Source organism: Bartonella sp. HY761, assembly GCF_026743145.1.
Classification (GTDB): Bacteria; Pseudomonadota; Alphaproteobacteria; order Rhizobiales; family Rhizobiaceae; genus HY038.
This window is the reverse complement of the sequence record NZ_CP104887.1, coordinates 340,585-364,813: the sequence shown is the minus strand read 5'-3', so window position 1 is coordinate 364,813 and position 24,229 is coordinate 340,585. Positions and strand designations below refer to the sequence as shown.

The following is a 24,229-nucleotide window of genomic DNA, read 5'->3' as shown; positions in this document are numbered from 1 at the left end:
ACTTAGATAATAGCGAGTAATTGATCAATATCGGCTTCGCTTGTTGCCCAACTAGTGGCAAAGCGCACGACAGTATGATTATCATCATAAGTTTCCCAAAAACTAAAGATCACTTTTTGAGCTAACTCCGCCATTTTTTCATTTTCAAGAATAATGAATTGCTGATTGGTAGGCGATTGATAGAAAAAACGATAATTTTTGTCAGCAAAACCTTTTTTGAGTTTTTCCGCCATATCGATCGCATGCTTGGCAATATTTAAATAAAGATTATCGCTAAACAATGTATCAAACTGGATACCAAGAATACGACCCTTGGCAAGCAATGCTCCTTGTTGCTTAATAAAGGTGAAGAAGTGGCTGACCAAACCTTTTTGCGGAATAATAATGGCTTCACCAAATAATGCACCTACCTTAGTGCCACCAATATAAAAGACATCACAAGTTTCAGCAATTACTTCTAAGGTAACATCGGTATTTCTTGCAGCTAGCCCATAGCCTAAGCGTGCGCCATCAAGAAAAAGCGGAATATTATGCTTTTTGCAGATATCATGCAGATCTTGCAACTCTTGGGCGCTATAAAGAGCGCCATATTCGGTCGGATGAGAAATATAAACCATACCAGGTTGTACCATATGGGCATTATTGCCATCCTTATTGAAAATATCGATAAAATCACTGACGGATTTTGCACTGATTTTACCATTTTCATGGGGCAAAGTTAAAATCTTATGGCCGCCAGCTTCAATAGCACCAGCTTCATGGGTCGCAATATGGCCAGTTTCAGCAGCAATAACCCCTTCATAATAATGCAAAAAACCCTTAATCACCGTTGCATTGGTTTGAGTGCCACCAACAAGAAAATAAACTTCTGCATCAGGCTTTTTACAAATGTCTCTAATTTTTTGCTTTGCCTTTTCACTATAGGGATCAAGGCCATAACCGGGCGTTTTTTCCATATTAGTTTTCATGAGGTTTTCTAAAATAAGCGGATGAGCGCCTTCTAAATAATCAGAGCTAAAATTGAGCATTATTTTACCTATAAATTTGGTTAAGAGCAAAGTGAAAAGATCCCAACAGCCAAGCAACCATCTATGGACAAATTCATCAATATAGATTGACACTATAATATTCTTGGTCACTATTATAATAACAGAAATAAAAAATAAAACCCCTTGTCAAAATGGTGCTCAGCATGACTATTTTATTAAAACAAGTTGTAAAAGATATTGAGCTATTTTTCGACGCTTATAAAGTTGGTAATTATAATTTTTCGCCCAAAGGTGGTATTTATTTTCCCAATAAAAGACCAAGCCAAATTGCAGCTTTTGGCGATGCAGTAAGCGAGGAACTTAATGAAAAAACCAAACAAAAACTTGCCTTTATTAAAAATTATCTTGGCAATATACGCATGGATTACCCATTAGCCGATTATGATTTTTATCCCATCAAGGAGCAATATCGTAATATGGTTTACAATTACGAAGATATTTGTGCCCCCCTTTTAGAGCGTTGCCTTATTGAAGTAGACAAGTGCATTTATAAAAGTAGTGATTTTTCTATTCTTGCTGAAAAAGATATTTTTTTTGCGCAAGTTTTATCCACCTACAAACAACTAACCCAAGACGTAATTGAGGAACTATCGACACGATATGCCATTCGCATCAATGGAGATTTTGTTATGCCAAAACGTGTTAAATTACCAAAACCATTTGAAACAGTGCTGAACTTTGCGCGTGAAAAAACACATTAAACATCATATGAATGGTATTGAGACCAATTAACCTTTCTAAACATATGATGTCTTAATGTTTGTATTGGTTGGTTCACGACATTTAGCTTAAATAATTTAAGGTTACAAAATCACGCCTAAAATTGCTTGGCGTCTTGTGATAAGGCTTATTTTGTCCATTTTCCACTCCAATTTTCTGGGCGCCAATTTGGATCATCAAGCCATATTTTTATTGGAATTGGCTTATCAATATCGCCATTAATCGCTAAACGGCAGCTTTTTTGAATTTTAGAAGTTCATAAAATAAATCACTTACTTTACAATATAAGATGGTTCCATTTATGAAATATTTTCAAGAAAATTGCTCTTAACATCATCGATATCAGGTTATAATTCCACATTAACTATATGCAGGTATGCTATTATTGTCCATTCACTATAAATGACATCACTCTTCATTTAAATCTATCAATTTAATCGAAGGGAATTACAGATTATTACATTTCATTAGCTAGTTTTAACCCATTAATCGCAACATGAAACATGCCATCATTGGAAGAAAACTGCAATCGCCCATGATGCGCTTCAACAACATCGCGTACGATCGTCAATCCAAGACCAGTATTACCAAAATGATCGCCCCCCTTTTGAAAAGGTAAGCATAAGCGTTCATAATCGCCTTCAAAAATACCGTGTCCATCGTCAGAAACACGTATCCATGCCCCCTCCTCATCACTACCAATTGTCAGAATTAAGCGAGTATGTGCCCCGTGCTTTAGCGCATTATCAATTAGATTGGATATAGCCTCGCAAAGTGTGATTGGGTCACATAGAATTTTTAACTGCTTAAAACCATGATGATAAACAGCCGTTGCAACCTCACGTTCTAATGTAAGGGGAACTGTTTGCACCAAAGTTGTTTTGCAAAGCGCAACAAGATCGCACTCGCTAAAACTTTGATTTTGCGAGCGATGGGTGACCATTGCTCGTCCCAACATTTGGTGACATAGCCTTGAAAGAGCTTTTATTTTAACCCGCATTTCCCTTAAATCTGTTTGAAGTTCTGGCGAAGTATTTTTTCGCAACAGCATTTCTGCATGAGCATCCAAACTGGTTAATGGGGTTTTTATCTGATGGGCAGCATCGGCAATAAAGCGCTGCATTCGCACCATGCGCTTGGAAAGCCGTTGAAAAAAATCGTTTAAAGCTTGCGTAAAAGGCTTAACCTCTATCGGCAGATCAAATTTAATGGCGCTCATATCTTCAGGTAGACGATTTTGTATTTCATTGCCGATTTTTGTCAAAGGTGACAATGCATAACTAATAGCTAAATAGCTCATGCAAATGATCAAAAAGCTCATAATAAAAATAATGATAAAGGCTTTGGTCGCCATGGATGATGCAAGCTCATCTCTTTCATGGGTGGTTTGGCCAACGGTAATTTCAGCCCATTGTGGTATGCCATCAATTGTCAGGCGCTTGCCAATAGACGCGATGCGTATCGCCATATTATCGAATTGGCCATCTTTTAACACCACGGATTTTTGGATATCATCAAGCGTACCAGCGCGCGGTAAATCAGCACTGCCTGCAACGGTTATACCACGTGCATCGACAACCTTATAAAACACCAAATCATTGCGCGACAAAGATCCAAGCGCTGCGGCAGGCGGATCAAGCGTTATTACTTTACCTTGAGTATAAATATTTTCGGCAATTTGAATTGCTGCATTGGTTAAAATACGGTCAAAAGCTTGTTTTGATGTAACAAAAGCAAACTGCCAAGTAAAAAAGCAAATACAAGCGGTTACAACTATGACAATGCATATTAAAACACCTAAAAATCGTAACTTTAGCGAATTAAAGTGCTTGAATATGCGCAAGTTGATACCCCAATCCCCGTGTGGTTTTTATTTCTATACAACTATCGGCCAATTTTAACCGCAAACGCCGGATAAACTGTTCAATTGCGTTTATTTGTGGTGTGCGGTCAAAACCAAACATTTGCTCCAAAAGTTCCTCTTTAGAAATAAAGCGACCATTTCTAATTGCCAATATTTCTAATATAGTCAGTTCACGGCTCGTGAGTTCTAAAGGAATATCATCAATCGTTGCAATGCGCCCAACTGTATCAATTGCTAAGGCTCCAAAGCGAACAAGATTTTGGCTTTGTCCTTTAGCACGGCGCAATAATGCCCGCGCCCGCGCCTCTAACTCAAGATAATCAAATGGCTTTACCAAATAATCATCAGCACCAAGATCCAAAGCACTTACCCTATCACCAATGGCGGAGCGAGCCGTTAGCATTAAAACAGGCGTCGAATTACCTTGGCTGCGTAAACGTTTCAATAATTCAAAACCATTCAACTCTGGAAGATTAACATCAAGAATAACAAGATCATAAGTTTGAACACAAAGATAATCCCATGCAATATTGCCATTGTATGCAAGATCAACGGCATGGCCGCTCAATTGAAAATGCTTTTGAACAGCAATGGCAATATCGCTAACATCCTCGACAACCAAAAGTCGCACGCTTGAACCTCAATGTCAGGTTAGAGTCAGTATTCTAATTTATGCTCTTTAATTCGATAACATGGCCTTGCAATAGTGGTCAACGCTTATCGGAGGAGGAGAATTCAATGTCAAATAACGCGCAAGCGCTGCAACCGCTATTGTCGGTTGATGGCGTAACTTTACAATATAAGACGCCTGACACACTGGTTACAGCGACTTGGAAAGTAAGCTTTGATATTTTTAATGCAGATAGATTTATTCTATTAGGACCATCAGGTTGTGGCAAATCAACATTGTTAAAAGCTGTTGGCGGCTATATTAAACCAACAGAGGGGAAAATTAAGCTCAACAACCAATTAATAACCGGCCCCGGTCCTGAAAGAATGATGGTTTTTCAAGAATTTGACCAATTATTGCCTTGGAAAACAGTACGAGAAAACGTTAAATTTGCACTCACGGCAAGTGGCAAATTGAATGACAAAGAAGCTGACGAACGCGCCACTTCTTACATTGAAAAAGTTGGTCTTTATAAATTCATCGACTCCTATCCTCATACATTGTCAGGCGGCATGAAACAACGCGTTGCTATTGCACGCGGCATGGCAATGGAACCGGCAATTTTGCTGATGGATGAACCATTTGCGGCCCTTGACGCATTAACACGGCGTAAAATGCAAGATGAATTACTGCGCCTTTGGGAGGACACAAAATTTACTGTGCTCTTTGTTACCCATTCAATCGAGGAAGCAATCCGCATTGGCACACGTATCCTACTTCTTTCCGCTCATCCTGGCCAAGTAAAAGCTGAGTTAAATAGTATTCCGGCAGAATTATTAGGAACAGATGAACAAGGAAAACTTGAAGCGCGTATCAATGATATGCTTTTTGTGCATTAGGGTCAGGACCTATTAATTTGAACGAAATGGTATGAGGAAATTTTTGTGAGAACAAGGAGAAGAGCCGCAGGAAATATAAATATTTTCAAGGGGCTTCGACAAAGTTATCGCGAAAATTTACCATATCCTGAAAGGACACAAAAACAGCTGTAATCTACTGCGTCGTAAAGCTTAACTGGGTATACCACCCACTTTTCGCTTTCCTCCTTGTATATTTTTGCTGTTTATTGTGCCATTTCATTTAAATTAACAGGTCCTGACCCTAGCTAAAATATTGAAGTTAACCGCACGATCAAATAGGTTTCATTTGGTACTAGAGGACGTCTATTTATTGTTGAGGCAATATCGTGCTCTAATTATTTTGTCGCATTGTCCAACGCAAAAGTTGACCCGACTTTCACGGGAAACACTCTAGCATTTGCATTGCTTTGGGAGGAAATTTATGTCTAATTCCATCTTAATACGCCCTGAACGAATAGAAACGGAATTACCGGTAGGTATTCCCGAAGTTGAAAAACAATTATCATTATTTGAAAAACTTTATAAAATAAGTGCGGTTAGAAAAGCCTTTATTTTGGTCATTTTAGCCGCTATTTGGCAAGCCTATGGCACATGGCTGAATAATCCACTTTTATTCCCGACCTTTATTGATACGGTACATGCTTTCATTGAAAATATTATGAACGGCATAATACCAGCACGCACCTGGTCATCTTTGCAAACATTAGTGATTGGCTACGGTATAGGTATTATATTAGCCGCTTTATTAACCACATTAGCAATTGGCTCGCGTATCGGCTCGGACCTATTGGAAACACTGACTTCAATGTTTAACCCACTTCCAGCCATTGCGCTTTTACCCCTCGCGCTTATCTGGTTTGGTCTTGGTACAGGCAGTATTGTTTTTGTCTTGGTTCATTCAGTTTTATGGGCAATTGCCCTAAATACCCATGCTGGCTTTCGCTCTGTTTCCACAACACTCAAGATGGTTGGCATGAATTATGGGCTTAAAGGTTTAAAATTGGTGCGTTTAATCCTTATACCTGCGGCATTTCCATCTATCTTAACTGGCTTAAAAGTAGGTTGGGCCTTTGCTTGGCGCACATTAATTGCAGCCGAATTGGTGTTTGGTGCTTCTTCGGGATCTGGCGGATTGGGGTGGTTTATTTACGAAAACCGCAACCAACTTGAAACAGCAAACGTTTTTGCCGGTCTTTTTACGGTGATTATCATTGGCCTCATTGTTGAAAATATCATTTTCGCATGGATTGAACGTAAAACTATTCGCCGCTGGGGTATGCAACATTAAGTTTGGCTTTGATTAAGCTTTAATCTAATTTTCGATAATTTAAAAATGGGAGGAAACCATGAATAAAAATATAAAATTATTGGCAAAATCGCTTTTATTTATTCTAATAATTGCATTCAGCCTTACCAAGGCACAAGCAGAAGTAAACGAAGTGCGAGTTTCGCGTGGCTATGGAATTTTATATCTGCCACTGATTGTAATGCAAGACCAAAAAATATTTGAAAAAAAGGCTAAGGAAGAAGGTCTTGGTGATTTAAACGTTAAATGGGTTATTCTTGATGGCGGCAATGTCATTAATGACGCTATGATGGCAGGATCTATTGACATTGCAGGCACAGGCGCGCCGGGTTTTATTACCCTTTGGTCAAAAGCTCGTGGTATCCCTAATGTTGAGGTAATCGGCTTAAGTGCTTTGAGTGCGACCTCGCTTTGGTTAAATACCAATCGTGATCATATCAAAACCTTAAGCGATTTTAAATCAGGCGATAAAATTGCCATTCCAGGCATAAAGACATCGCTTGCAGCAGTAGTGTTACAGATGATTGCAGCAAAAGAATTTGGCCATGATAATTATGCAAAACTTGATCCATTAACCGTTGCACTTCCCCACCCTGAGGCTGTGGCTGCATTAATCGCTGGGAAGACAGAAATTGTTGCCCATTTCACCTCACCACCATTCCAACAAGTTGAAATCAAATCAGACCATATTCATCGGGTGGTTAACTCAGTTGATTATGTAGGCAACCTCACTCTCGACGTAACCTATGCACCTAAACGCTTTGTTGATGCAAATCCGCAAACAACCAAAGCCTTTATCGACGCATTAGACGAAACCAATAAATTTATTGCAGAAAATAAAGAGCTTGCTGCGGAAATTTTTGTCAATAGTTCAAAAGTAAAAATTGATAAGGATGAAATACTCGCAATTATTAATGATCCGGATACCAAATTTTCGACAACACCAGTTAATGTTATGAACTTTGCTGAGTTTTTAGGCCTTTCAGGTACAATAAAGACAAAACCAAATGACTGGAAAGATCTATTTGTTCCCTATTTACATGAACGCGATGGCAGCTAAATAAAAAAGCCCCAAGCTAATTCTTCAAATTTTAGCTTGGGGCTTTTGGCTATTTAATGAAGCTAGACCATCAATCAAAGTAACTTTAATAACTTTGCTTGATGGTTTTTATTTTATTCATCCTCTGCGTCTTCGATATCCCAATCGCGGACGCGCTGAACGGCTTTTTTCCAACCCTTATAGCGTTTTTGCTGTTTTGCCACATCGTCCGATGGACTAAATAATTTTTCAACGCTGGACACTTGCCGCACTTCATCAAGGCTCTTCCAAAAGCCAACCGCAAGACCAGCAAGATAGGCAGCACCAAAGGCTGTCACTTCAAGAATGACTGGGCGCTCTACTGGTTTTTGCAAAATGTCAGCTTGAAATTGCATCAAGAAATTATTGGCAACCGCACCACCATCAACGCGCAAGGCTTTCATATCCGTGTCTGCATCATCAAGCATTGCGTCAAGCACATCCTTAGTTTGATAAGCAATAGCTTCCAATGTTGCACGAGTAATATGGTTGCGATTAACACCGCGTGTAATACCCATAATGGCACCGCGTGCAAATGGATCCCAATAAGGAGCGCCAAGACCTGTAAAGGCTGGCACCACATAAACACCATTGGCAGTACCAACTTTATCAGCGAAATATTCAGAATCTTCCGCGTCAGTAAAGAACTTCAATTCATCGCGCAGCCATTGGATCGCCGCACCAGCCACGAAAATAGAGCCTTCAAGCGCATAGGCAGGGCCGCCGTTTTCATCACATGCGATGGTAGTAATCAAGCCCTTATGCGATGTGACGGCCTTTTTGCCAGTATTCATCAACATAAAGCAACCTGTACCATAAGTATTTTTGGCTTCCCCCTCATTGACGCAGATATGGCCAAAAAGCGCCGCCTGCTGATCACCAGCCGCACCAGCAATAGGAATACGTGTACCACCACGACCACCAAGATTGGTTTGTCCATAAATTTCTGATGAGCGCTTCACCTCAGGCAGCATAGAGCGTGGAATATTGAGTGCTTTTAGCATCTCATCATCCCAATCTAGCGTATGGATATTAAAGATCATCGTGCGTGACGCATTGGTATATTCTGTCACATGCACGCGGCCTTGCGTCATATTCCAAATAAGCCATGTATCAACGGTCCCAAAAAGCAGTTCACCACGGTCTGCCTTTTCGCGTGCGCCTTCAACATTTTCCAAAATCCATGCAATTTTGGTGCCTGAAAAATAAGGATCAATGACAAGACCTGTATTATTGCGGACATGATCTTCAAGACCCGCTTTTTTAAGTCTTGCGCAGATTTCAGTGGTGCGACGACATTGCCAAACAATGGCATTATAAACTGGCTTTCCAGTTGCTTTTTCCCAAACAATAGTCGTTTCACGTTGATTGGTAATACCAATACCAGCAATTTCATCGGTGCTAATGCCAGCTTTTGCTAAAGCTTCCGTTAGGGTTGAGCTTTGAGTTGCCCAAATTTCACGCGGGTCATGTTCAACCCAACCTGGATGGGGATATATTTGGGTAAATTCACGCTGAGCAACGCTGACAACTTCAGCCTGTTTATTTAAAACCAAGGTTCTAGAACTGGTTGTGCCTTGATCCAAAGCAACGATATATTTTTTCTCCGCCATGATATGCTCCCGTTAATTGCTGTTGGCAGCCTTCATTTGTTTCAATGCTTTGCCAATAAAACGTTTATAAAGAAATGAACCCGCAAGCCCACCTAATATTGGGGCAGTAAGGGGAATGAGGAAATAAGGGATTGAGCGTCCACCTGTCATGATATCTGGGCCCCAGCCAGCTAAAAAAGCAAATAGTCTTGGGCCAAAATCGCGCGCAGCATTCATCGAAAAACCAGTTAATGGGCCAAAAGAGCCACCAATAATTGCAACAACAACACCAATTAAAAATGGTGCCATGGCACCGCGCGGCGCGCCATTATCATTATCGGTAAGCGCCAAAATAGCCATCAATAAAAGTGCGGTTATAAAGAACTCGGTCATAAAGGCTTGCAAAATGGTTATTTTCGCATTGGGAAAGGTAGTAAATACTCCCGCATTGCTCATATCTTTAACGGCAAACAAATTATGATAAAGCAAATAAACGACCGCCGCCCCCATAAAGGCACCCGCCAACTGTGATAATATAAAGGGAATAATCTTAGATTTGGGAAAACCACCAAAAACTGCCAAAGCAATAGTAACCGATGGGCTAAGATGAGCGCCTGACACGCCGCCAGTGACATAAACAGCAATAGCGACACCAAGTCCCCATATGATACTAATTTCCCACTGGCCGTAACTAGCCCCAGCAAGTACCAACCCTGCAACAGAACCAATACCTATAGCAATGAATAAAAAAGTTCCGATAAATTCAGCGATACATTCATTTCTTAGCTGCGAATATTTCATAACTTTCTCCCTACTCCCCAAGAAAAATTCTCAAGCCAAGAATTTACCTTTTAAACCAGTTTTGCTGCGAAATTTAAATATTATCAGAAAAGCTTAAGCCCCTTTACTAGCGCTAATATTCCTTTGTTCCAGATAAGTTTTCAAAGGTTCGATTTCATTGTCTTTAAACCAAAGTCCAAGTTTTGAACGCCGCCATAAAATATCTTGCCAATCAATTGCCCATTCTTCTTTGATTAACCAATCAACCTCCGCCTCATATAAGCCATGACCAAAATGACGACCTAAAGGCTTATCGCCCTGCTCAAATATAACAAGCGCATCGGTACCATAGCTTCGCGCCAAACGACGAATAGTAAAATCATCTAGATCCGGCAAAACTTTCTTTATACCATCTTGAATAAGATCTAACCGTCCATGAGGAAAATTACCCCCCGGCAAAGGTATTGCCCCCGTCCATGCCGCTTTGCGTGTTCCAAGATATTTTTCTACATATTCCATGACATCTTCTGATAATTTACGATAGGTTGTTATCTTCCCGCCATAAGAAGATAAAAGTGGCGCATCGGCATTTTCATCAGCAAGTTTCAACACAAAATCACGAGTGGTTTTCTGCGCGCTAGCAGCACCGTTATCATAAAGCGAGCGCACCCCTGAATAGCTCCAAACGATCATATCTCTGGTAATTTTTTGCGCAAAATACTCACTTGATGCGTTGCAAAGATATTCAATTTCCTCATCAGATATTTTTACATCCTTTGGATCATCATGATAGTCGCGATCTGTTGTGCCAATCAGGGTGAAATCTTCTTGATAGGGAATTGCGAAAATGATGCGCCCATCTGGATTTTGAAAAATATAGGCGCGATCGTGATTGTATAATTTCGGCACAACGATATGCGAACCTTGAACAAGCCTTATTTGTGGGTGACCACTTATTTCGGCAACATCTTTCAATATATGATCAATCCACGGACCTGCCATATTGGCCAAGAATGAAGCGGTTATCGTTTTTTCTTCACCGGTTAGAGTATTTTTTAATTCAATATGCCATTTTTTATCAATAATTTTGGCTGATAAAACCTTTGTGCGTACCATAATATCCGCACCAAGCTCTTTGGCGTGGCGAGCATTTAAAACCACAAGGCGAGCATCATCAACCTGCTCGTCAGAATATTCAAATCCCTGCTTATAACCTGCTTTTAGTGGATCTTCTGTTTCTTTTGCAAAATCAACCACAGTAGTTTTTTTGAGTTCTTTGCTGCCGCCCAAATGATCATAGATAAAAAGACCAAAGCGCAGCATCCATTTTGGCCGCAAGCCCTTATGATAAGGTAAAATAAAGCGCAATGGTCGCACAATATGCGGTGCAATGTGCCAAATAACTTCGCGTTCCATCAAAGCTTCACGAACAAGACGAAAAGCATATTGTTCAAGATAGCGCAGCCCACCATGAATAAGCTTGGTTGATGCTGATGACGTGCCCGAGGCAATGTCATTCATTTCAGCAAGCCCAACCTTAAACCCGCGACCGGCAGCATCGCGAGCAACACCGCAGCCATTTACGCCGCCGCCAATGATAAAAACATCATAATGCATAATTCGACACTCCCGATAGGCTTCATGGATTTATTGTTATATTACATTATAAAAAGTATTTATCACCAACTAAATTAAAAATTATCAAAATTTTATTTACGGCTGTAATTATGAGCTGATAAATCTTTTTTTTGGCATGCCTATATTTAATTGATCTTTAAATAACTTAGGGTCAATACCTAAACCGAAATTGGGTTTAATAATACTTTAATGGACAAGAATATATACGCTTCCCATTCAAAGCACATAATAAAAACCTTAAACCAAATGTCATAAAAACATCATGAAACTGTAAGGCTTATGTCAAGTAAATCTGGCATTTTAAGTATTATACAATGAGCTTATTTGATTTTTAAAAAAATCAAATCTACCCTTTTGATGCATAGGTAATATCAATGGTGACAGTAAAAAGATTTACTTGGTAAATATGGTTCTAACTATGCAAACCCATATTTAATATGTTTTTAACATATTAATTTTCTTTATTTTTAAATGCGTAAAATTAGCGAAATGCTAATTTTCTAAATAAGGCGGTAACATGAAATTAGCATTGGTTACAGATGCATGGTTGCCACAGGTAAATGGCGTTGTTCGCACTCTTGAAAATGTTATTTCTGGTCTTTCTCAAAAAGGAATAGTAACCGAAATAATCGCTCCTTCTGACTATTATTCTATGTCCTGTCCAACCTATTCTGAAATACGTTTAGCGCTGCCCTCACCTATTGGTTTATCTCGCCGTTTAAAGGCCATGGATGCCGATGCCATCCATATTGCTACTGAAGGGCCATTGGGTTTACTTGCTCGTTTCATTTGCCTTTGGAATGGGTGGAAATTTACCACGAGTTTTCATACTCGCTTTCCAGAATATGTGGCTGAAAGATTTCCTGTCCCCTTATCACTTACCTATGCTATGATGCGGCGCTTCCATAACAAGGCCGCCCTAACACTGGTACCCACCCGTTCCATTTATGATATTTTGGCTAAGCGCGGTTTTAGCAATCTTAAAATATGGTCTCGCGGTGTTGATCGCGCGCTATATCACCCAATGCCGGAAATAGACCTTGGCTTACCAAAACCTATTTTTTTAAATGTTGGTCGAGTTTCAGTTGAAAAAAATTTGGAGGCTTTTTTGTCGCTTGATTTACCCGGCACAAAATTAATTGTTGGTGATGGCCCAGCGCTCTCAAACCTTAGAGCTAGATATCAAGATGCGGTCTTTGTTGGTAAGAAGCATGGCAAAGATCTTGCTCGTTATTATGCTGGTTCTGATGTTTTTGTTTTTCCATCGCGCACCGATACATTTGGTCTTGTATTGCTAGAAGCCATTGCAAGCGGCCTACCCGTTGCCGCCTTTCCAGTTTCTGGCGCCCTTGACGTGGTAAAAGGCACAAAAGCTGGTATATTATCTGAAAATTTGCAACAAGCTGCCTTGCAAGCACTTAATATGGGTAAAATGGATCCTGAACGCGCCTTAGGTAACTTCACTTGGGAGCATTGCGTTGATATTTTTGCTGAAAGCCTTGTACCTTGCTTTCAAACCAATAATTTCATCCCCCAACAATAAAGTGTTATTTCATTCGCATTGAAATACCATCAAAAAACCTTCACGAAAATATATCATTGCTTTTGGCAGTAGTATAAAAAATCTATTCGATCTTACACAGCTATTTGCGCAATCATTATCGGCTATTTTATAAGCTTATCAGGCAGTAGCACACAAAACTGCAAAGCAAGCGATTACAATACCATTGATTATTCTTCCACCCCGAAATTTTAAATATTTTGCAAATGGTTTAAAAGGCTTTTTAACCAACACTTGATTATAATAACCAAAGATTTGTTGATGTGAGATTTTTGACATTGTATAAGAATGGCATCAACACAAAATAACATGCATTTTGTTTTTGCATGATACCAAAACAAAGAAGATTATAAGGTAATTTTATGAAAATTGTTATGATAGGCACAGGTTATGTCGGACTTGTTTCTGGTGTTTGTTTTGCCGAATTTGGCTTTAATGTTACCTGCATCGATAAGAATGAAGCGATTATAGCGCGACTTAAAAAGGGTGAAATTCCAATTTTTGAACCCGGCCTTAAAGAAATTCTTGAACGGAATGTCAGTGCTGGACGCTTAACATTCTCAACCGATTTAGCCCATCATGTAAAAGATGCCGATGTTGTTTTCATTGCAGTTGGTACACCATCACGGCGTGGCGATGGTGAGGCTGATTTACAATATATTGAAGCCGCCTCAGACGAAATTGCTCAATACATGAAAAAAGGCGCTGTTATTGTTATCAAGTCAACCGTTGTTGTTGGTACCAATCGTATTATTTATGAACGCATGAAAAAGCAGCGTCCCAATATTGAATTTTCAATGGTATCCAATCCTGAATTTTTGCGCGAAGGCTCTGCTATTGAAGACTTTTTACACCCTGACCGTGTCGTGGTTGGTGTTCTTGATGAAAATGGACGTGAAGCTATGCGCCGTATTTACCGCCCATTATCTTTACGTGAAACACCGGTAGTATTCACATCTCTTGAAAATGCCGAGCTTATAAAATATGCAGCCAATGCGTTTTTAGCGATGAAAGTAACCTTTGCCAACCAACTTGCTGATCTATGTGAAAAGACAGGTGGCAATATTCAAGATGTGGCTAGTGCCATGGGTATGGATAAACGCATCGGTTCCAAATTCTTACATGCAGGCCCAGGTTTTGGCGGCTCATGTTTTCCTAAAGATACTCGTGCCTTTGCCGCAACTGGTAAACGTTATAATGCACCGCAAAAACTTATTGAAACGGTCATTGACATAAATGAACAACGAAAAGCCCAAATGGCTGAGCGTATCATTGACATAGCCCAAAAAAACAACGTAACTAAAATTGCTATTTTGGGCGTGGCCTTTAAACCAAACACGGATGATATACGTGAAGCCCCTGCCCTTGATATTATTCCGCTATTACAAAAGGCAGGTCTTTTGATTAAAGCCCACGACCCTGAAGCTATGGATCAGGCAAAAGATAAGCTTGCAAATGTTGAATGGTGCCAATCGCCTTATGAAGCAGCGAAGGATTGCGGCATTGCCGTTATTTTGACCGAATGGAACGAATATCGCGCTTTAGACCTTAAGCAAATATTACAGCTAATGACTGGTAATGTTTTAATTGATATGCGCAATATTTATAAAAGCGAAGACATTCAAGATATTGAAATTGAATATGTGTCTATCGGCCGTCCTCTTATTCATTAAGTGAATGAAAAACACGCTTGCAAGTGGATAAATTCACCCACTTGCAAAGGGTTTAATATTTATATACGCGAAAAAGCCGATGCACCAAGATGAGGATGGCGATTAACATCTTTATAAAGCAAATAGCGAAATGGCTGTGGGCCGCCAGCATAGCAAGCTTGCGGGCAAAAAGCACGTAGCCACATATAATCGCCAGCTTCTACCTCCACCCAATCTTCATTTAATCTATAAACGCCTTTACCCTGCAACACATAAAGCCCGTGTTCCATAATATGGGTTTCCAAGAAAGGTATCACTGCGCCCGGCTGTAAGGTTACAATGGTAATATGCATGTCATGGCGCATATCATTCACATCAACAAAGCGGGTCGTTGCCCAAGTACCATTGGCATTAGGCATAGCATCGGGAGTTATATTCTGTTCATTAATAATTAAAATCGGCGGTTTTTCAATTCCTTCAACTGCAATATAAAATTTGCGTATCCAATTAAAACGCGCCGCTTGGCCGTTCTCATTTTTTAGCTGCCATTTTGTACCTGCCGGAATATAAGCAAAACTACCTTCACGCATTTTATATTCTTGACCATCAGCGATAATGGTAAAAGCGCCCTCAAGGCAAAATAAGGCGCTTTGCGCATGGTTATCAAGCTCTGGCCGCTCACTACCACCATTTGGTCCAACTTCCATTATATAATGGGAAAACGTCTCTGAAAAGCCACTCATTGGCCGCGAAATAATCCAGCAGCGGGTATTTTCCCAAAATGGTAACAAGCTGATGACAGTATCGCACATCACACCTTTTGGTATAAAGGCATAGGCGTCTTTAAAAACTGCGCGTCCGGTTAATAATTGGCTTTGTGGTGCAACACCGCCATGAGGCGCCGCATAAGTTGTCTTAGTCATGACTATCTCCTCCCATAATAATACTATCAAGGCTTTTGTGATGATCAAGCTGATTAATGAATCAAAATTTGCGAAAACTAGTTTGAAAAACGAATAGAAAAGCCTCAAAACATGAATATCTTTGAGGCTCTACGACACAATCATCGCAAATTAATACTATCTTGACCGAAGACAAACCCCATTTCAACGCGTGAAATTGAATAGGTTTTACTATAGCACATATATTTCACCCACCACGCTGTAAAATTTCAGTGCCAAATGGTGGGCTTCATATGAATAAGAAGTTGGATGGTCAAAAGACGATTTTTAAATATTTAAATAATCAGGCACGTTATCAAGCGCTAGCAATTCTTCATAAGTAGGACGACGACGAATAATCGCAAATTCATTGTCATTCACCAAAACTTCTGGCACCAAGAGTCTAGTATTATATGTGCTAGACATCGCCGCGCCATAAGCGCCAGCACCTGCAACCGCCAAAAGATCATGAGGGCCTAATTTTGGTACAATACGATCAAGCCCTAAATAATCACCGGTTTCACAAACGGGTCCTACAATATCAGCACGAATAAATTCATCGCTTGGCTTTGGTTGATTAACTGGCATAATCATATGCCATGCATCATAAAGTGTTGGACGAATAAGATCATTCATTGCGCCGTCAACAATGAGAAAATTGCGACCATCGCCTTCTTTTAAATAAATAACCGAAGTTACTAACATACCAGCATTGCCGGCAATATGGCGACCGGGTTCGCAAATAATTTTAACGCCAAGTGGCGCAATATGTTTTTTTACAATAGTCGCATAATCATCGGTTGATGGTGGTGGATCATTATCAAAACGATAAGAAATGCCAAGACCACCGCCAACATCAACATGATGTAAATCATGACCATCATTTTTTAACTGGCGAACAAGATCGGCAGTAATTGCAAAGGCACTATCAAAAGGTTCAAGATCACAAATCTGGCTGCCAATATGCACATCAACACCGCGAATGACTAAGCCCTGCAGGCTTGATGCCATATTATAAGTTTCACGCGCATTTTTTAGCGGAATACCAAATTTATTTTCTGATTTACCAGTCGAAATTTTCTTATGGGTTTTTGCATCAACATCGGGATTGATACGAATTGAAACAGGAGCAACCTTACCCATGGCAGTCGCGCGCTGCGATAGCTGTATAAGCTCTGGTTCAGACTCGACATTAAAACAATAAATGCCTTGCGATAGCGCATAATCCATTTCTTCAATGGTTTTACCAACGCCAGAATAAACAATTTTTTGCGGGATAATACCAGCCGCCAATGCTCGGCGTAACTCGCCTTGGGAAACAACATCAGCCCCTGCCCCTTCATTGGCAAGCAATTTTAAAATTGCTTGATTGGAGTTGGCTTTTAAAGCAAAGGCTATTAACGCATTGCAGCCAGCAAAACTCTTTACATAATCGCGATAATTTTTACGCAGACTATTAGCCGAATAGCAATAAAATGGCGTGCCAACCTTGGCAGCAATCGTTTCCAGTGGCAAATCTTCAGCATGAAGCTTACCGTCTTTATATTTGAAATAATCCACGCTTAAAATCCGACTACTTAATCAAACCATCAAGAATAAAAGGCTTATCTTCCCTTGGCTTTTGTACTTTTTCACCATTAGCATTTTCAATTATTAAAGATGGCGGTGGTTCCAGCGGCCCTTTACGACCACAACCTGCTAAAGCCAACCCACAAAAGGCGGTTACGAGTGATAAGGCGAGAAGGCGTTTCGTCATCCCAAAAATTCCAATCAAATAAGCAATTATTGATAAATATTACCAACCAAAGGAACAACTATCTTTATTAAAATAAGATAGTATTTATCCATGAAAAAATTCTTATCCTGCACATTTAGCTTTTAGTGCATTGTTTTGCAAGACGATGCGCAGTTTACCAGCGTAATCTTTGCGATAAAATGCAAAAGGTTTTTAAAAACCTTAACCCATATAAACTTGTCTTGATATTCGAGCATTATACCCAATCAAGTTTACCATCTTCAAAGCGTAAAATATGGTCTTGCGGTACAGAATCATTGGACGCCTCTTTTTCACTTAAACCGCCATAAATATTAAATAGCGAGCGAATACAGCCACCATGGGTTACCACAACGCTTTTATCACGCACATTGGACATAAATTGTTCAATACGGTTGCGCAGCATAGCATAGCTTTCTGCGTGTTGACCGGGGGGTAAAAAATTCCACTTATCTTTGGCTCGGGCAGCTAAAAGTTCTGAATGTTCAACCCCAATTTCGCTTTCCGTAAAACCTTGCCAGTCACCAAAATTAAGTTCCATCAATAGATCATCAAGGCGGTAGGCTTTAGGATCAATCCCCATCGCGCCGCGGATAAGCTCCATAGTCTCACGTGTGCGACCAAGCGGACTTGCAACAAAATCAAATCCTTCACCATCGCCAATAAGATTATAGAGTTTTTTGCCATTGCCCTTGGCTTGCGCGCGACCTATATCGTTGATCGGCTGATCTACTTGCCCTTGAATACGGCCAGACACATTCCAGTCAGTTTGTCCGTGTCGTGAAAAATAGATAAGCATGGCTAGAAGTCTCCTCTTTATAGCTCTGCATGCGACTTTATAGATTAAGGCGCATGCAGTATAGAGGAAATTTAAAATTTTAGTCTTTGATGACTGAAATATCTGGTGCGTCAACGGCTTTCATACCAATGACGTGATATCCAGAATCTGCGTGGTGAACTTCACCGGTTACCGAACGCGACAGGTCGGAAATGAAATAGACACCAACATCGCCCACTTCTTCAATAGTGACTGTACGGCGCAATGGTGAATTATACTCGTTCCATTTCAAGATATAGCGGAAATCACCAATACCTGATGCAGCAAGGGTTTTGATAGGACCTGCAGAAATCGCATTTACGCGAATATTTTTAGGACCAAGATCAACAGCCAAATATTTCACACTTGCTTCAAGTGCAGCTTTTGCAACGCCCATAACATTATAGTTAGGCATAACTTTTTCAGCACCATAATAGGTAAGCGTTATAATTGAACCACCATCATTCATCAATTTTTCAGCACGCTGGGCAATAGCCGTCAGCGAGTAAACCGAAATATTCATGGTCATAGCAAAATTTGCTTCGCTAGTATCAACATAACGGCCAGTAAGCTCGTCCTTATCTGAAAAGCCAATAGCATGGATAACAAAATCAATTTTGCCCCATTTTTCAGCAATGACGTCAAAAACGGCATCAATGGTAGCAGGATCGGAAACATCACAATTACCGCACACCAATGCGCCTAACTCTTTTGCAAGCGGCTCAACCCGCTTTTTCATAGCATCACCTTGATAGGTGAAAGCGAGCTCGGCACCTGCATCATGAGCAGCCTTGGCAATACCCCAAGCAATTGAGCGGTTATTTGCAAGACCAAATACTAAGCCGCGTTTTCCACTCAACAAGCCCTTAGTCTTATTTTGATTTTCTGTTGTCGTCACGTTCTTGTTTGCCCCAACTCTTTCATTTGTCGCAATACCATTTATGGTCATTGACAAGTTCCTGTATTTTAAAATGCAATATTATCTTGAGCCTATGGCACAGCTTTAACTTTTCTTCAAGCAAATGGCAAAAATTTTATCGCAAAATAACGTATCCATAACAAAATTATGATTACCTTTACTAATTCCCACAGGTTTAAACTTGAATATTTAAAGACTTTGGTCATAATATTTCTCTGCTGCGCTATTTATGACGCAGCAGAAATTTTGACTATTTATGCTATTGAAAAGCTTAAATTTTTACATCATTTTATTCTAATTAACTTTATTAAACAGCCAAGGCTTTATTACCTAACAACACTTTATTATGTAACAACGCTTGATTAAGTAATAACACTTGGCTTATCGCGGCCAAGCTTGGTTTGCAAATCCGTAAGCTGATTAGCAATGGTGATAAGCCTTGCCAATGCAACTTGCGTATCAAGATTGTGGTTTTGTGGATCACGCTCATAATGCTCCATATAAAGGCGCAAAGTTGCTCCTTGTGTGCCAGTACCCGATAAACGAAACACAATACGTGCACCCCCATCAAATAAAATACGAATACCTTGATGAGCACTCACCGAGCCATCAATTGTATCATGATAGGAAAAATCATCTGCCTTACTAACAGTTAGGCCATCAAATTCTTTACCAATGAGCGCGGGAAGACTATTGCGCAACGTATCCATGAGGTCTTGAGCAGCTTTTGTATCCACTTCCTCATAATCATGGCGCGAATAATAATTGCGACCAAAACGCGACCAATGAGCATTGATAATATCCTTGACGCTTTTTTGACTTGCTGCAAGAATATTAAGCCAGAATAACACCGCCCATAGACCATCTTTTTCACGCACATGATTTGAACCTGTGCCAAAACTTTCTTCACCGCAAAAAGTCACCTTATCAGCATCGAGCAGATTGCCAAAAAATTTCCATCCTGTCGGGGTTTCAAACATATTGATTTTAAGATCTTCCGCAACACGGTCTGCCGCTTCACTGGTTGGCATCGAGCGCGCAATGCCCGTTACCTTATCCTTATAGGCTTTTACAAGATTGGCATTTGCAGCAATAACAGCCAAAGAATCAGATGGCGTTATAAATATATCGCGGCCAATAATAAGATTGCGATCGCCATCACCATCAGATGCTGCGCCAAGATCTGGCGCTTGCGGTGAAAGCATTAATTCATAAAGATCATGGGCATGTACAAGATTTGGATCGGGATGATGGCCACCAAAATCAGGCAACGGCACGGCATTAACTACACTGCCTTTGGCAAAGCCTAAGCGGTTTTCAAAAATTTCAAGACCATAAGGACCAGTAACCGCATGCATAGCATCAAAGCGAATGGTCAGCCCTTCGCTAACTTTGGTTTTAATCAAATTAAAGTCAAAGAGTTCTTCCATAAGATCTGCATAATCCTTAACTGGATCAATGATTTCAACCACCATATCACCAATAAGATAATGCCCAGTAACATCAAGGTCGATATCTTCGCTTTCTTCAATCAGATATTCATCAATAACTTTTGAGCGAGCAAAAATAGCATTGGTGACTTTTTCAGGCGCTGGCCCACCATTGGCAATATTATATTTAATGCCAAAATCACCATTTGGACCACCCATATTATGGCTAGCTGACAAAATAATACCGCCAAGCGCCTTAAACTTACGAATAAGATGGGACGCTGCTGGTGTTGATAAAATGCCGCCACGACCAATCATCAACTTTTCAAAACCATTAGCAGCAGCCATTTTAATCAGCTTTTGGATAACTTCGCGATTATAATAGCGCCCGTCTCCGCCAACAATGAGCAAGGCTCCGGCTTTCTCGCCCACACAGTCAAAAATTGACTGGATAAAATTTTCCGCATAATTTTTACTTTGGAACACGCTGACCTTCTTGCGAAGCCCTGATGTGCCGGGGTTCTGATCAGAAAATGGCTCTGTTTTAATATGCTTTATCATAAAATTATCCAGTTTTTAAAATTTAATCTAATACCATAATAACCGAAGCTTGAAAAAACACCAAGGTAGATCTTTAAAAGCAAAAACTTTTAGCCCTTTTATAAATATTTTTTGCTTTTTTCGCGGTTATTTCGGTAAGCTTTTATTAAAAATTATATTTCTATTTTAAAAGAAATGCGAAGCTATAAGCCTAGAGTGAGACCTCTCATTTAAAACAGAAAAAGAGCAAATAACTTATTCGTAAGACAAATGTAATCTACACCATAAAGCATCGCCATATGTTTTTCTTATAAGTGCAATAACCCCAGTTTATTGGCATTTTCCCAATCGTTTCTACGATTTAAATTTATTCTAAAGATGCTAAAATCCTTTGACTATTTTCAAAAAATTCGTTAGTGTCACCAACATTAGAATTACCTTTTCCAAATAGCCTTATCATGACTATGTTCCTTTCTGCTATGCAGGTAAGGCTGTTTTATTTGTTCATTTTTAGGAGTAATTTAATATGATGATCGGTAGAAAAGTTCCTGATGTTACATTCCGCACGCGTATTCGTGATGAATCAATCGGGGGCTCAAACCCTTACCGTTGGGAAGATGTGACATCAGCTGATTATTTTGCCAATAAGCGGGTTATTCTTTTCTCATTGCCAGGTGCATTTACGCCTACCTGTTCAACATTTCAGCTACCAGACTTTGAAAAACTTTTTCCAGAATTTCAAGCTCTAGGCATTGATGACATTTATTGCTTATCGGTTAATGATGCTTTTGTTATGAATGCATGGGGCAAGCAGCAAGGTGTTCAGAACATTAAGCTTATTCCAGATGGCTCTGGTGAGTTTACTCGTAGAATGGGCATGTTGGTGCGTAAAGATAATGTAGGCTTTGGCCTACGCTCATGGCGTTATGCCGCCGTTATTAATAATGGCACTATTGAGCAATGGTTTGAAGAAGAAGGCTTGAGCGACAATTGTGATAGCGATCCTTATGGCGCATCATCACCACAGAATATTTTGGAAGTTTTAAAAGCTGAAGCCAAGGCTGCTTAATTTCCATAGATTATAAATGTTTTTTACTATTTAAATATATAAAAAGCGTTTGCATATTGATTATGCAAACGCTTTTTTATTTTGATTTCAATAATAACCCGTCGAAATCTGGTTAATTTAACGAATTATCTGAGCCAAAAACTCACTTAATTTATACTGAAAATGCAATAAGATTATCCCCAGTCTTAAGAACAAGCGCTTTTGGTTTAAAAAACAAACTCAATAAACAGCAAGTCGCTTTTAACAAAGCTTGAAAAACTCTAAACTGTCATGATATTATCAAGATTGATAGGTGAAGTTTTATAGCTTAAATGCGGTTTCACATTTATTTAACGAGGCTGCTAATGTTTTTGAGTATTTTTGAAATTTTTAAAATTGGCATTGGTCCATCATCATCCCATACAATGGGACCAATGAGTGCGGCTTCCCTTTTTTTAGATTATTTAAGAAACTATCGTAAAAACAACGAAATTCATGCAATTAGCGCAACGCTTTATGGATCACTCGCCTTTACCGGTAAAGGACATGCTAGCGACCGAGCAATTGCTTTAGGATTATTAGGCTTTTTACCTGCAACTCTAAATTCTAACCAAGCCGAAGCCGAGCTTTTAGCACTGGAAGAACAAAAGCAGATTAGACCGCTTGGGCTGCCCAAAATGCGATTTGATCCGCAAAAAGATATTATTTTTGATTATGGCCCGCCTTTGCCCGGCCATGCTAATGGCATTATATTTCGAGTTTTTGATGAAAAATGCACCGAGCTTTTACAAGAAACCTATTATTCAATCGGTGGGGGCTTTGTATTAACCGCCGCGCAATTAGAAGACCAAAAGCATAATATTGAGCGTAATAGCGATGCCACGGTATTCCCTTACCCCTTTGAAAATGCTTTAGAAATGCTAACCATGGCACGCGAGAGTGGCCTATCTATTGCCCAAATGAAGCGCGAAAATGAACTTTGCCGCCGCTCATTAAGTGATTTTGATGAGGGTATCGACCAATTATGGGCGGTTATGAATAATTGCATTGATAACGGGCTTGAACATGATGGCGAATTACCGGGTGGCTTACGCGTAAAGCGACGCGCAAAAAGGATCTATCAGCAATTAATCACTGAAAAACAAAGTAATTTAATGCAGCCCCACGCCGCCACCGATTGGTTAATTGTTTATGCTATGGCGGTTAATGAAGAAAATGCTGCAGGCGGCCGTGTGGTAACTGCTCCAACCAATGGTGCAGCCGGTGTAGTACCGGCAGTTTTGCGTTATTATCTTGACCATTGCCATGGTGCGACAAAGGAAAAAATTGCAGATTTCTTACTAACTGCCGCCGCAATTGGTGGACTGATCAAACATAACGCGTCCATCTCTGGTGCAGAGGCAGGCTGTCAAGGTGAAGTTGGATCAGCATCAGCTATGGCGGCAGCAGGTCTTTGCGCAGCTTTAGGCGGTACGCCAATGCAAATAGAAAATGCAGCCGAAATTGCGCTTGAGCATCATTTAGGCATGACATGCGACCCCGTTGCAGGTCTTGTGCAAGTGCCATGTATTGAGCGCAATGGCCTTGGTGCAACCAAAGCCGTTGCGGCGGCATCGCTTGCCTTACGCGGTGATGGCACCCATTTTATGCCACTTGATAATTGTATTGAAGCCATGCGCCAAACCGGCGAAGACATGAATTTGAAGTTTAAGGAAACAAGCCAAGGCGGTCTTGCTGTCAATGTGCCAGAATGTTAAATTTCTAAGTACATATGATTTATTTTAAAAATCATAGGCATTTGTATTGGTATCATTGTAATTGAAAATTTTTAATTTCAAACCAATAGGCTCATTTCGACAGCCAACAACATAAGATAAAGGGCTAGCATAGATAGTTTATAGCTATTACAGTTAAATGGATAAGTCATATAGACAGCTTTGCAGCATCTGATGTTCAATATCTGCCTATATCCCGTTCGTTAACAGATCAA

20 protein-coding genes are annotated in these 24,229 nt (G+C 40.0%); 8 read left to right on the top strand and 12 right to left on the bottom strand.

What is annotated here, in order from left to right:
• Positions 1-2 precede the first annotated feature (2 nt).
• Positions 3-1,028, bottom strand: a complete 1,026-nt coding sequence (locus N6A79_RS01465; RefSeq protein ID WP_268546696.1) for a threonine aldolase family protein — start codon at positions 1,026-1,028, stop codon at positions 3-5.
• Positions 1,029-1,192: 164 nt separating this feature from the next.
• Between N6A79_RS01465 and N6A79_RS01460 the strand changes: the two genes are divergently transcribed.
• Entirely contained in the window at positions 1,193-1,750 is a 558-nt protein-coding gene (locus N6A79_RS01460) for a hypothetical protein (RefSeq protein ID WP_268546695.1), read from the top strand.
• A gap of 476 nt (positions 1,751-2,226) precedes the next feature.
• Here N6A79_RS01460 and N6A79_RS01455 read toward each other — a convergent pair whose 3' ends face one another.
• Both N6A79_RS01455 and N6A79_RS01450 read right to left on the bottom strand, forming a co-directional pair.
• On the bottom strand, positions 2,227-3,612 hold the full coding sequence (locus N6A79_RS01455) for a sensor histidine kinase (protein ID WP_268546694.1): 1,386 nt from the start codon (positions 3,610-3,612) through the stop codon (positions 2,227-2,229).
• Positions 3,590-4,264 (bottom strand): response regulator transcription factor, encoded by a 675-nt coding sequence (locus N6A79_RS01450; protein ID WP_262079582.1) that lies wholly within the window; start codon positions 4,262-4,264, stop codon positions 3,590-3,592. The genes N6A79_RS01455 and N6A79_RS01450 overlap by 23 nt, the downstream gene beginning before the upstream one ends.
• Before the next feature lie 107 nt (positions 4,265-4,371).
• Between N6A79_RS01450 and N6A79_RS01445 the strand changes: the two genes are divergently transcribed.
• The 3 genes from N6A79_RS01445 to N6A79_RS01435 all read left to right on the top strand — a co-directional run bounded on the left by N6A79_RS01445 (position 4,372) and on the right by N6A79_RS01435 (position 7,529).
• On the top strand, positions 4,372-5,142 hold the full coding sequence (locus N6A79_RS01445) for an ABC transporter ATP-binding protein (RefSeq protein WP_182418575.1): 771 nt from the start codon (positions 4,372-4,374) through the stop codon (positions 5,140-5,142).
• A 442-nt stretch (positions 5,143-5,584) separates the two neighbouring features.
• Complete coding sequence (locus N6A79_RS01440; RefSeq protein ID WP_268546693.1) at positions 5,585-6,451, top strand: ABC transporter permease; 867 nt, start codon at positions 5,585-5,587, stop codon at positions 6,449-6,451.
• A gap of 58 nt (positions 6,452-6,509) precedes the next feature.
• Positions 6,510-7,529: an ABC transporter substrate-binding protein gene (locus N6A79_RS01435; protein WP_262079579.1), complete on the top strand. Its 1,020-nt coding sequence runs from the start codon at positions 6,510-6,512 to the stop codon at positions 7,527-7,529.
• Positions 7,530-7,642: 113 nt separating this feature from the next.
• Here N6A79_RS01435 and glpK read toward each other — a convergent pair whose 3' ends face one another.
• The 3 genes from glpK to glpD form a co-directional block, all read right to left on the bottom strand.
• A complete protein-coding gene (glpK, locus tag N6A79_RS01430; protein WP_182418572.1) occupies positions 7,643-9,160 on the bottom strand; it encodes a glycerol kinase GlpK in 1,518 nt (505 codons plus the stop codon).
• Positions 9,161-9,172: 12 nt separating this feature from the next.
• Positions 9,173-9,940, bottom strand: coding sequence for an MIP/aquaporin family protein (locus N6A79_RS01425; protein WP_268546691.1), 768 nt, complete (start codon positions 9,938-9,940; stop codon positions 9,173-9,175).
• Positions 9,941-10,033: 93 nt separating this feature from the next.
• Positions 10,034-11,536 (bottom strand): glycerol-3-phosphate dehydrogenase, encoded by a 1,503-nt coding sequence (glpD, locus tag N6A79_RS01420; protein WP_262079574.1) that lies wholly within the window; start codon positions 11,534-11,536, stop codon positions 10,034-10,036.
• 538 nt (positions 11,537-12,074) lie between these two features.
• Between glpD and N6A79_RS01415 the strand changes: the two genes are divergently transcribed.
• Together N6A79_RS01415 and N6A79_RS01410 are read left to right on the top strand one after the other, a co-directional pair.
• Positions 12,075-13,100: a glycosyltransferase family 4 protein gene (locus N6A79_RS01415; RefSeq protein ID WP_268546689.1), complete on the top strand. Its 1,026-nt coding sequence runs from the start codon at positions 12,075-12,077 to the stop codon at positions 13,098-13,100.
• Positions 13,101-13,480: 380 nt separating this feature from the next.
• Positions 13,481-14,791 carry a UDP-glucose dehydrogenase family protein gene (locus tag N6A79_RS01410; protein WP_268546687.1) on the top strand — a complete coding sequence of 437 codons (1,311 nt, stop codon included), beginning with the start codon at positions 13,481-13,483 and terminating at the stop codon, positions 14,789-14,791.
• 59 nt (positions 14,792-14,850) lie between these two features.
• Here the strand turns inward: N6A79_RS01410 and N6A79_RS01405 are convergent, their stop codons facing one another.
• The 6 genes from N6A79_RS01405 to N6A79_RS01380 all read right to left on the bottom strand — a co-directional run bounded on the left by N6A79_RS01405 (position 14,851) and on the right by N6A79_RS01380 (position 21,212).
• Complete coding sequence (locus tag N6A79_RS01405) at positions 14,851-15,693, bottom strand: bifunctional allantoicase/(S)-ureidoglycine aminohydrolase (RefSeq protein WP_268546686.1); 843 nt, start codon at positions 15,691-15,693, stop codon at positions 14,851-14,853.
• A gap of 306 nt (positions 15,694-15,999) precedes the next feature.
• Complete coding sequence (lysA, locus tag N6A79_RS01400) at positions 16,000-17,271, bottom strand: diaminopimelate decarboxylase (protein ID WP_262079567.1); 1,272 nt, start codon at positions 17,269-17,271, stop codon at positions 16,000-16,002.
• 13 nt (positions 17,272-17,284) lie between these two features.
• Positions 17,285-17,467, bottom strand: coding sequence for an LPS translocon maturation chaperone LptM (lptM, locus tag N6A79_RS01395; RefSeq protein WP_268546685.1), 183 nt, complete (start codon positions 17,465-17,467; stop codon positions 17,285-17,287).
• Between the two features lie 235 nt (positions 17,468-17,702).
• The gene (locus N6A79_RS01390) at positions 17,703-18,284 is read right to left on the bottom strand and encodes a histidine phosphatase family protein (protein ID WP_268546684.1); all 582 of its coding nucleotides are present in this window, start codon (positions 18,282-18,284) and stop codon (positions 17,703-17,705) included.
• 79 nt (positions 18,285-18,363) lie between these two features.
• Entirely contained in the window at positions 18,364-19,251 is an 888-nt protein-coding gene (fabI, locus tag N6A79_RS01385; RefSeq protein WP_182418563.1) for an enoyl-ACP reductase FabI, read from the bottom strand.
• A gap of 332 nt (positions 19,252-19,583) precedes the next feature.
• Complete coding sequence (locus N6A79_RS01380) at positions 19,584-21,212, bottom strand: alpha-D-glucose phosphate-specific phosphoglucomutase (protein ID WP_268546683.1); 1,629 nt, start codon at positions 21,210-21,212, stop codon at positions 19,584-19,586.
• Between the two features lie 508 nt (positions 21,213-21,720).
• Here N6A79_RS01380 and N6A79_RS01375 point away from each other — a divergent pair.
• Positions 21,721-22,260, top strand: a complete 540-nt coding sequence (locus N6A79_RS01375; protein ID WP_182419590.1) for a peroxiredoxin — start codon at positions 21,721-21,723, stop codon at positions 22,258-22,260.
• Positions 22,261-22,604: 344 nt separating this feature from the next.
• Positions 22,605-23,996, top strand: a complete 1,392-nt coding sequence (locus N6A79_RS01370; RefSeq protein WP_268546681.1) for an L-serine ammonia-lyase — start codon at positions 22,605-22,607, stop codon at positions 23,994-23,996.
• Positions 23,997-24,229: the final 233 nt, after the last annotated feature.

What these genes read in the sequence shown, in the direction of transcription:
- N6A79_RS01465 (WP_268546696.1), bottom strand. Translation starts at nt 1,028, where the DNA reads ATGCTCAATTTTAGCTCTGATTATTTAGAAGGCGCTCATCCGCTTATT.
- N6A79_RS01460 (WP_268546695.1), top strand. Translation starts at nt 1,193, where the DNA reads ATGACTATTTTATTAAAACAAGTTGTAAAAGATATTGAGCTATTTTTC.
- N6A79_RS01445 (WP_182418575.1), top strand. Translation starts at nt 4,372, where the DNA reads ATGTCAAATAACGCGCAAGCGCTGCAACCGCTATTGTCGGTTGATGGC.
- N6A79_RS01440 (WP_268546693.1), top strand. Translation starts at nt 5,585, where the DNA reads ATGTCTAATTCCATCTTAATACGCCCTGAACGAATAGAAACGGAATTA.
- N6A79_RS01435 (WP_262079579.1), top strand. Translation starts at nt 6,510, where the DNA reads ATGAATAAAAATATAAAATTATTGGCAAAATCGCTTTTATTTATTCTA.
- glpK (WP_182418572.1), bottom strand. Translation starts at nt 9,160, where the DNA reads ATGGCGGAGAAAAAATATATCGTTGCTTTGGATCAAGGCACAACCAGT.
- N6A79_RS01425 (WP_268546691.1), bottom strand. Translation starts at nt 9,940, where the DNA reads ATGAAATATTCGCAGCTAAGAAATGAATGTATCGCTGAATTTATCGGA.
- glpD (WP_262079574.1), bottom strand. Translation starts at nt 11,536, where the DNA reads ATGCATTATGATGTTTTTATCATTGGCGGCGGCGTAAATGGCTGCGGT.
- N6A79_RS01415 (WP_268546689.1), top strand. Translation starts at nt 12,075, where the DNA reads ATGAAATTAGCATTGGTTACAGATGCATGGTTGCCACAGGTAAATGGC.
- N6A79_RS01410 (WP_268546687.1), top strand. Translation starts at nt 13,481, where the DNA reads ATGAAAATTGTTATGATAGGCACAGGTTATGTCGGACTTGTTTCTGGT.
- N6A79_RS01405 (WP_268546686.1), bottom strand. Translation starts at nt 15,693, where the DNA reads ATGACTAAGACAACTTATGCGGCGCCTCATGGCGGTGTTGCACCACAA.
- lptM (WP_268546685.1), bottom strand. Translation starts at nt 17,467, where the DNA reads ATGACGAAACGCCTTCTCGCCTTATCACTCGTAACCGCCTTTTGTGGG.
- N6A79_RS01390 (WP_268546684.1), bottom strand. Translation starts at nt 18,284, where the DNA reads ATGCTTATCTATTTTTCACGACACGGACAAACTGACTGGAATGTGTCT.
- fabI (WP_182418563.1), bottom strand. Translation starts at nt 19,251, where the DNA reads ATGACCATAAATGGTATTGCGACAAATGAAAGAGTTGGGGCAAACAAG.
- N6A79_RS01380 (WP_268546683.1), bottom strand. Translation starts at nt 21,212, where the DNA reads ATGATAAAGCATATTAAAACAGAGCCATTTTCTGATCAGAACCCCGGC.
- N6A79_RS01375 (WP_182419590.1), top strand. Translation starts at nt 21,721, where the DNA reads ATGATCGGTAGAAAAGTTCCTGATGTTACATTCCGCACGCGTATTCGT.
- N6A79_RS01370 (WP_268546681.1), top strand. Translation starts at nt 22,605, where the DNA reads ATGTTTTTGAGTATTTTTGAAATTTTTAAAATTGGCATTGGTCCATCA.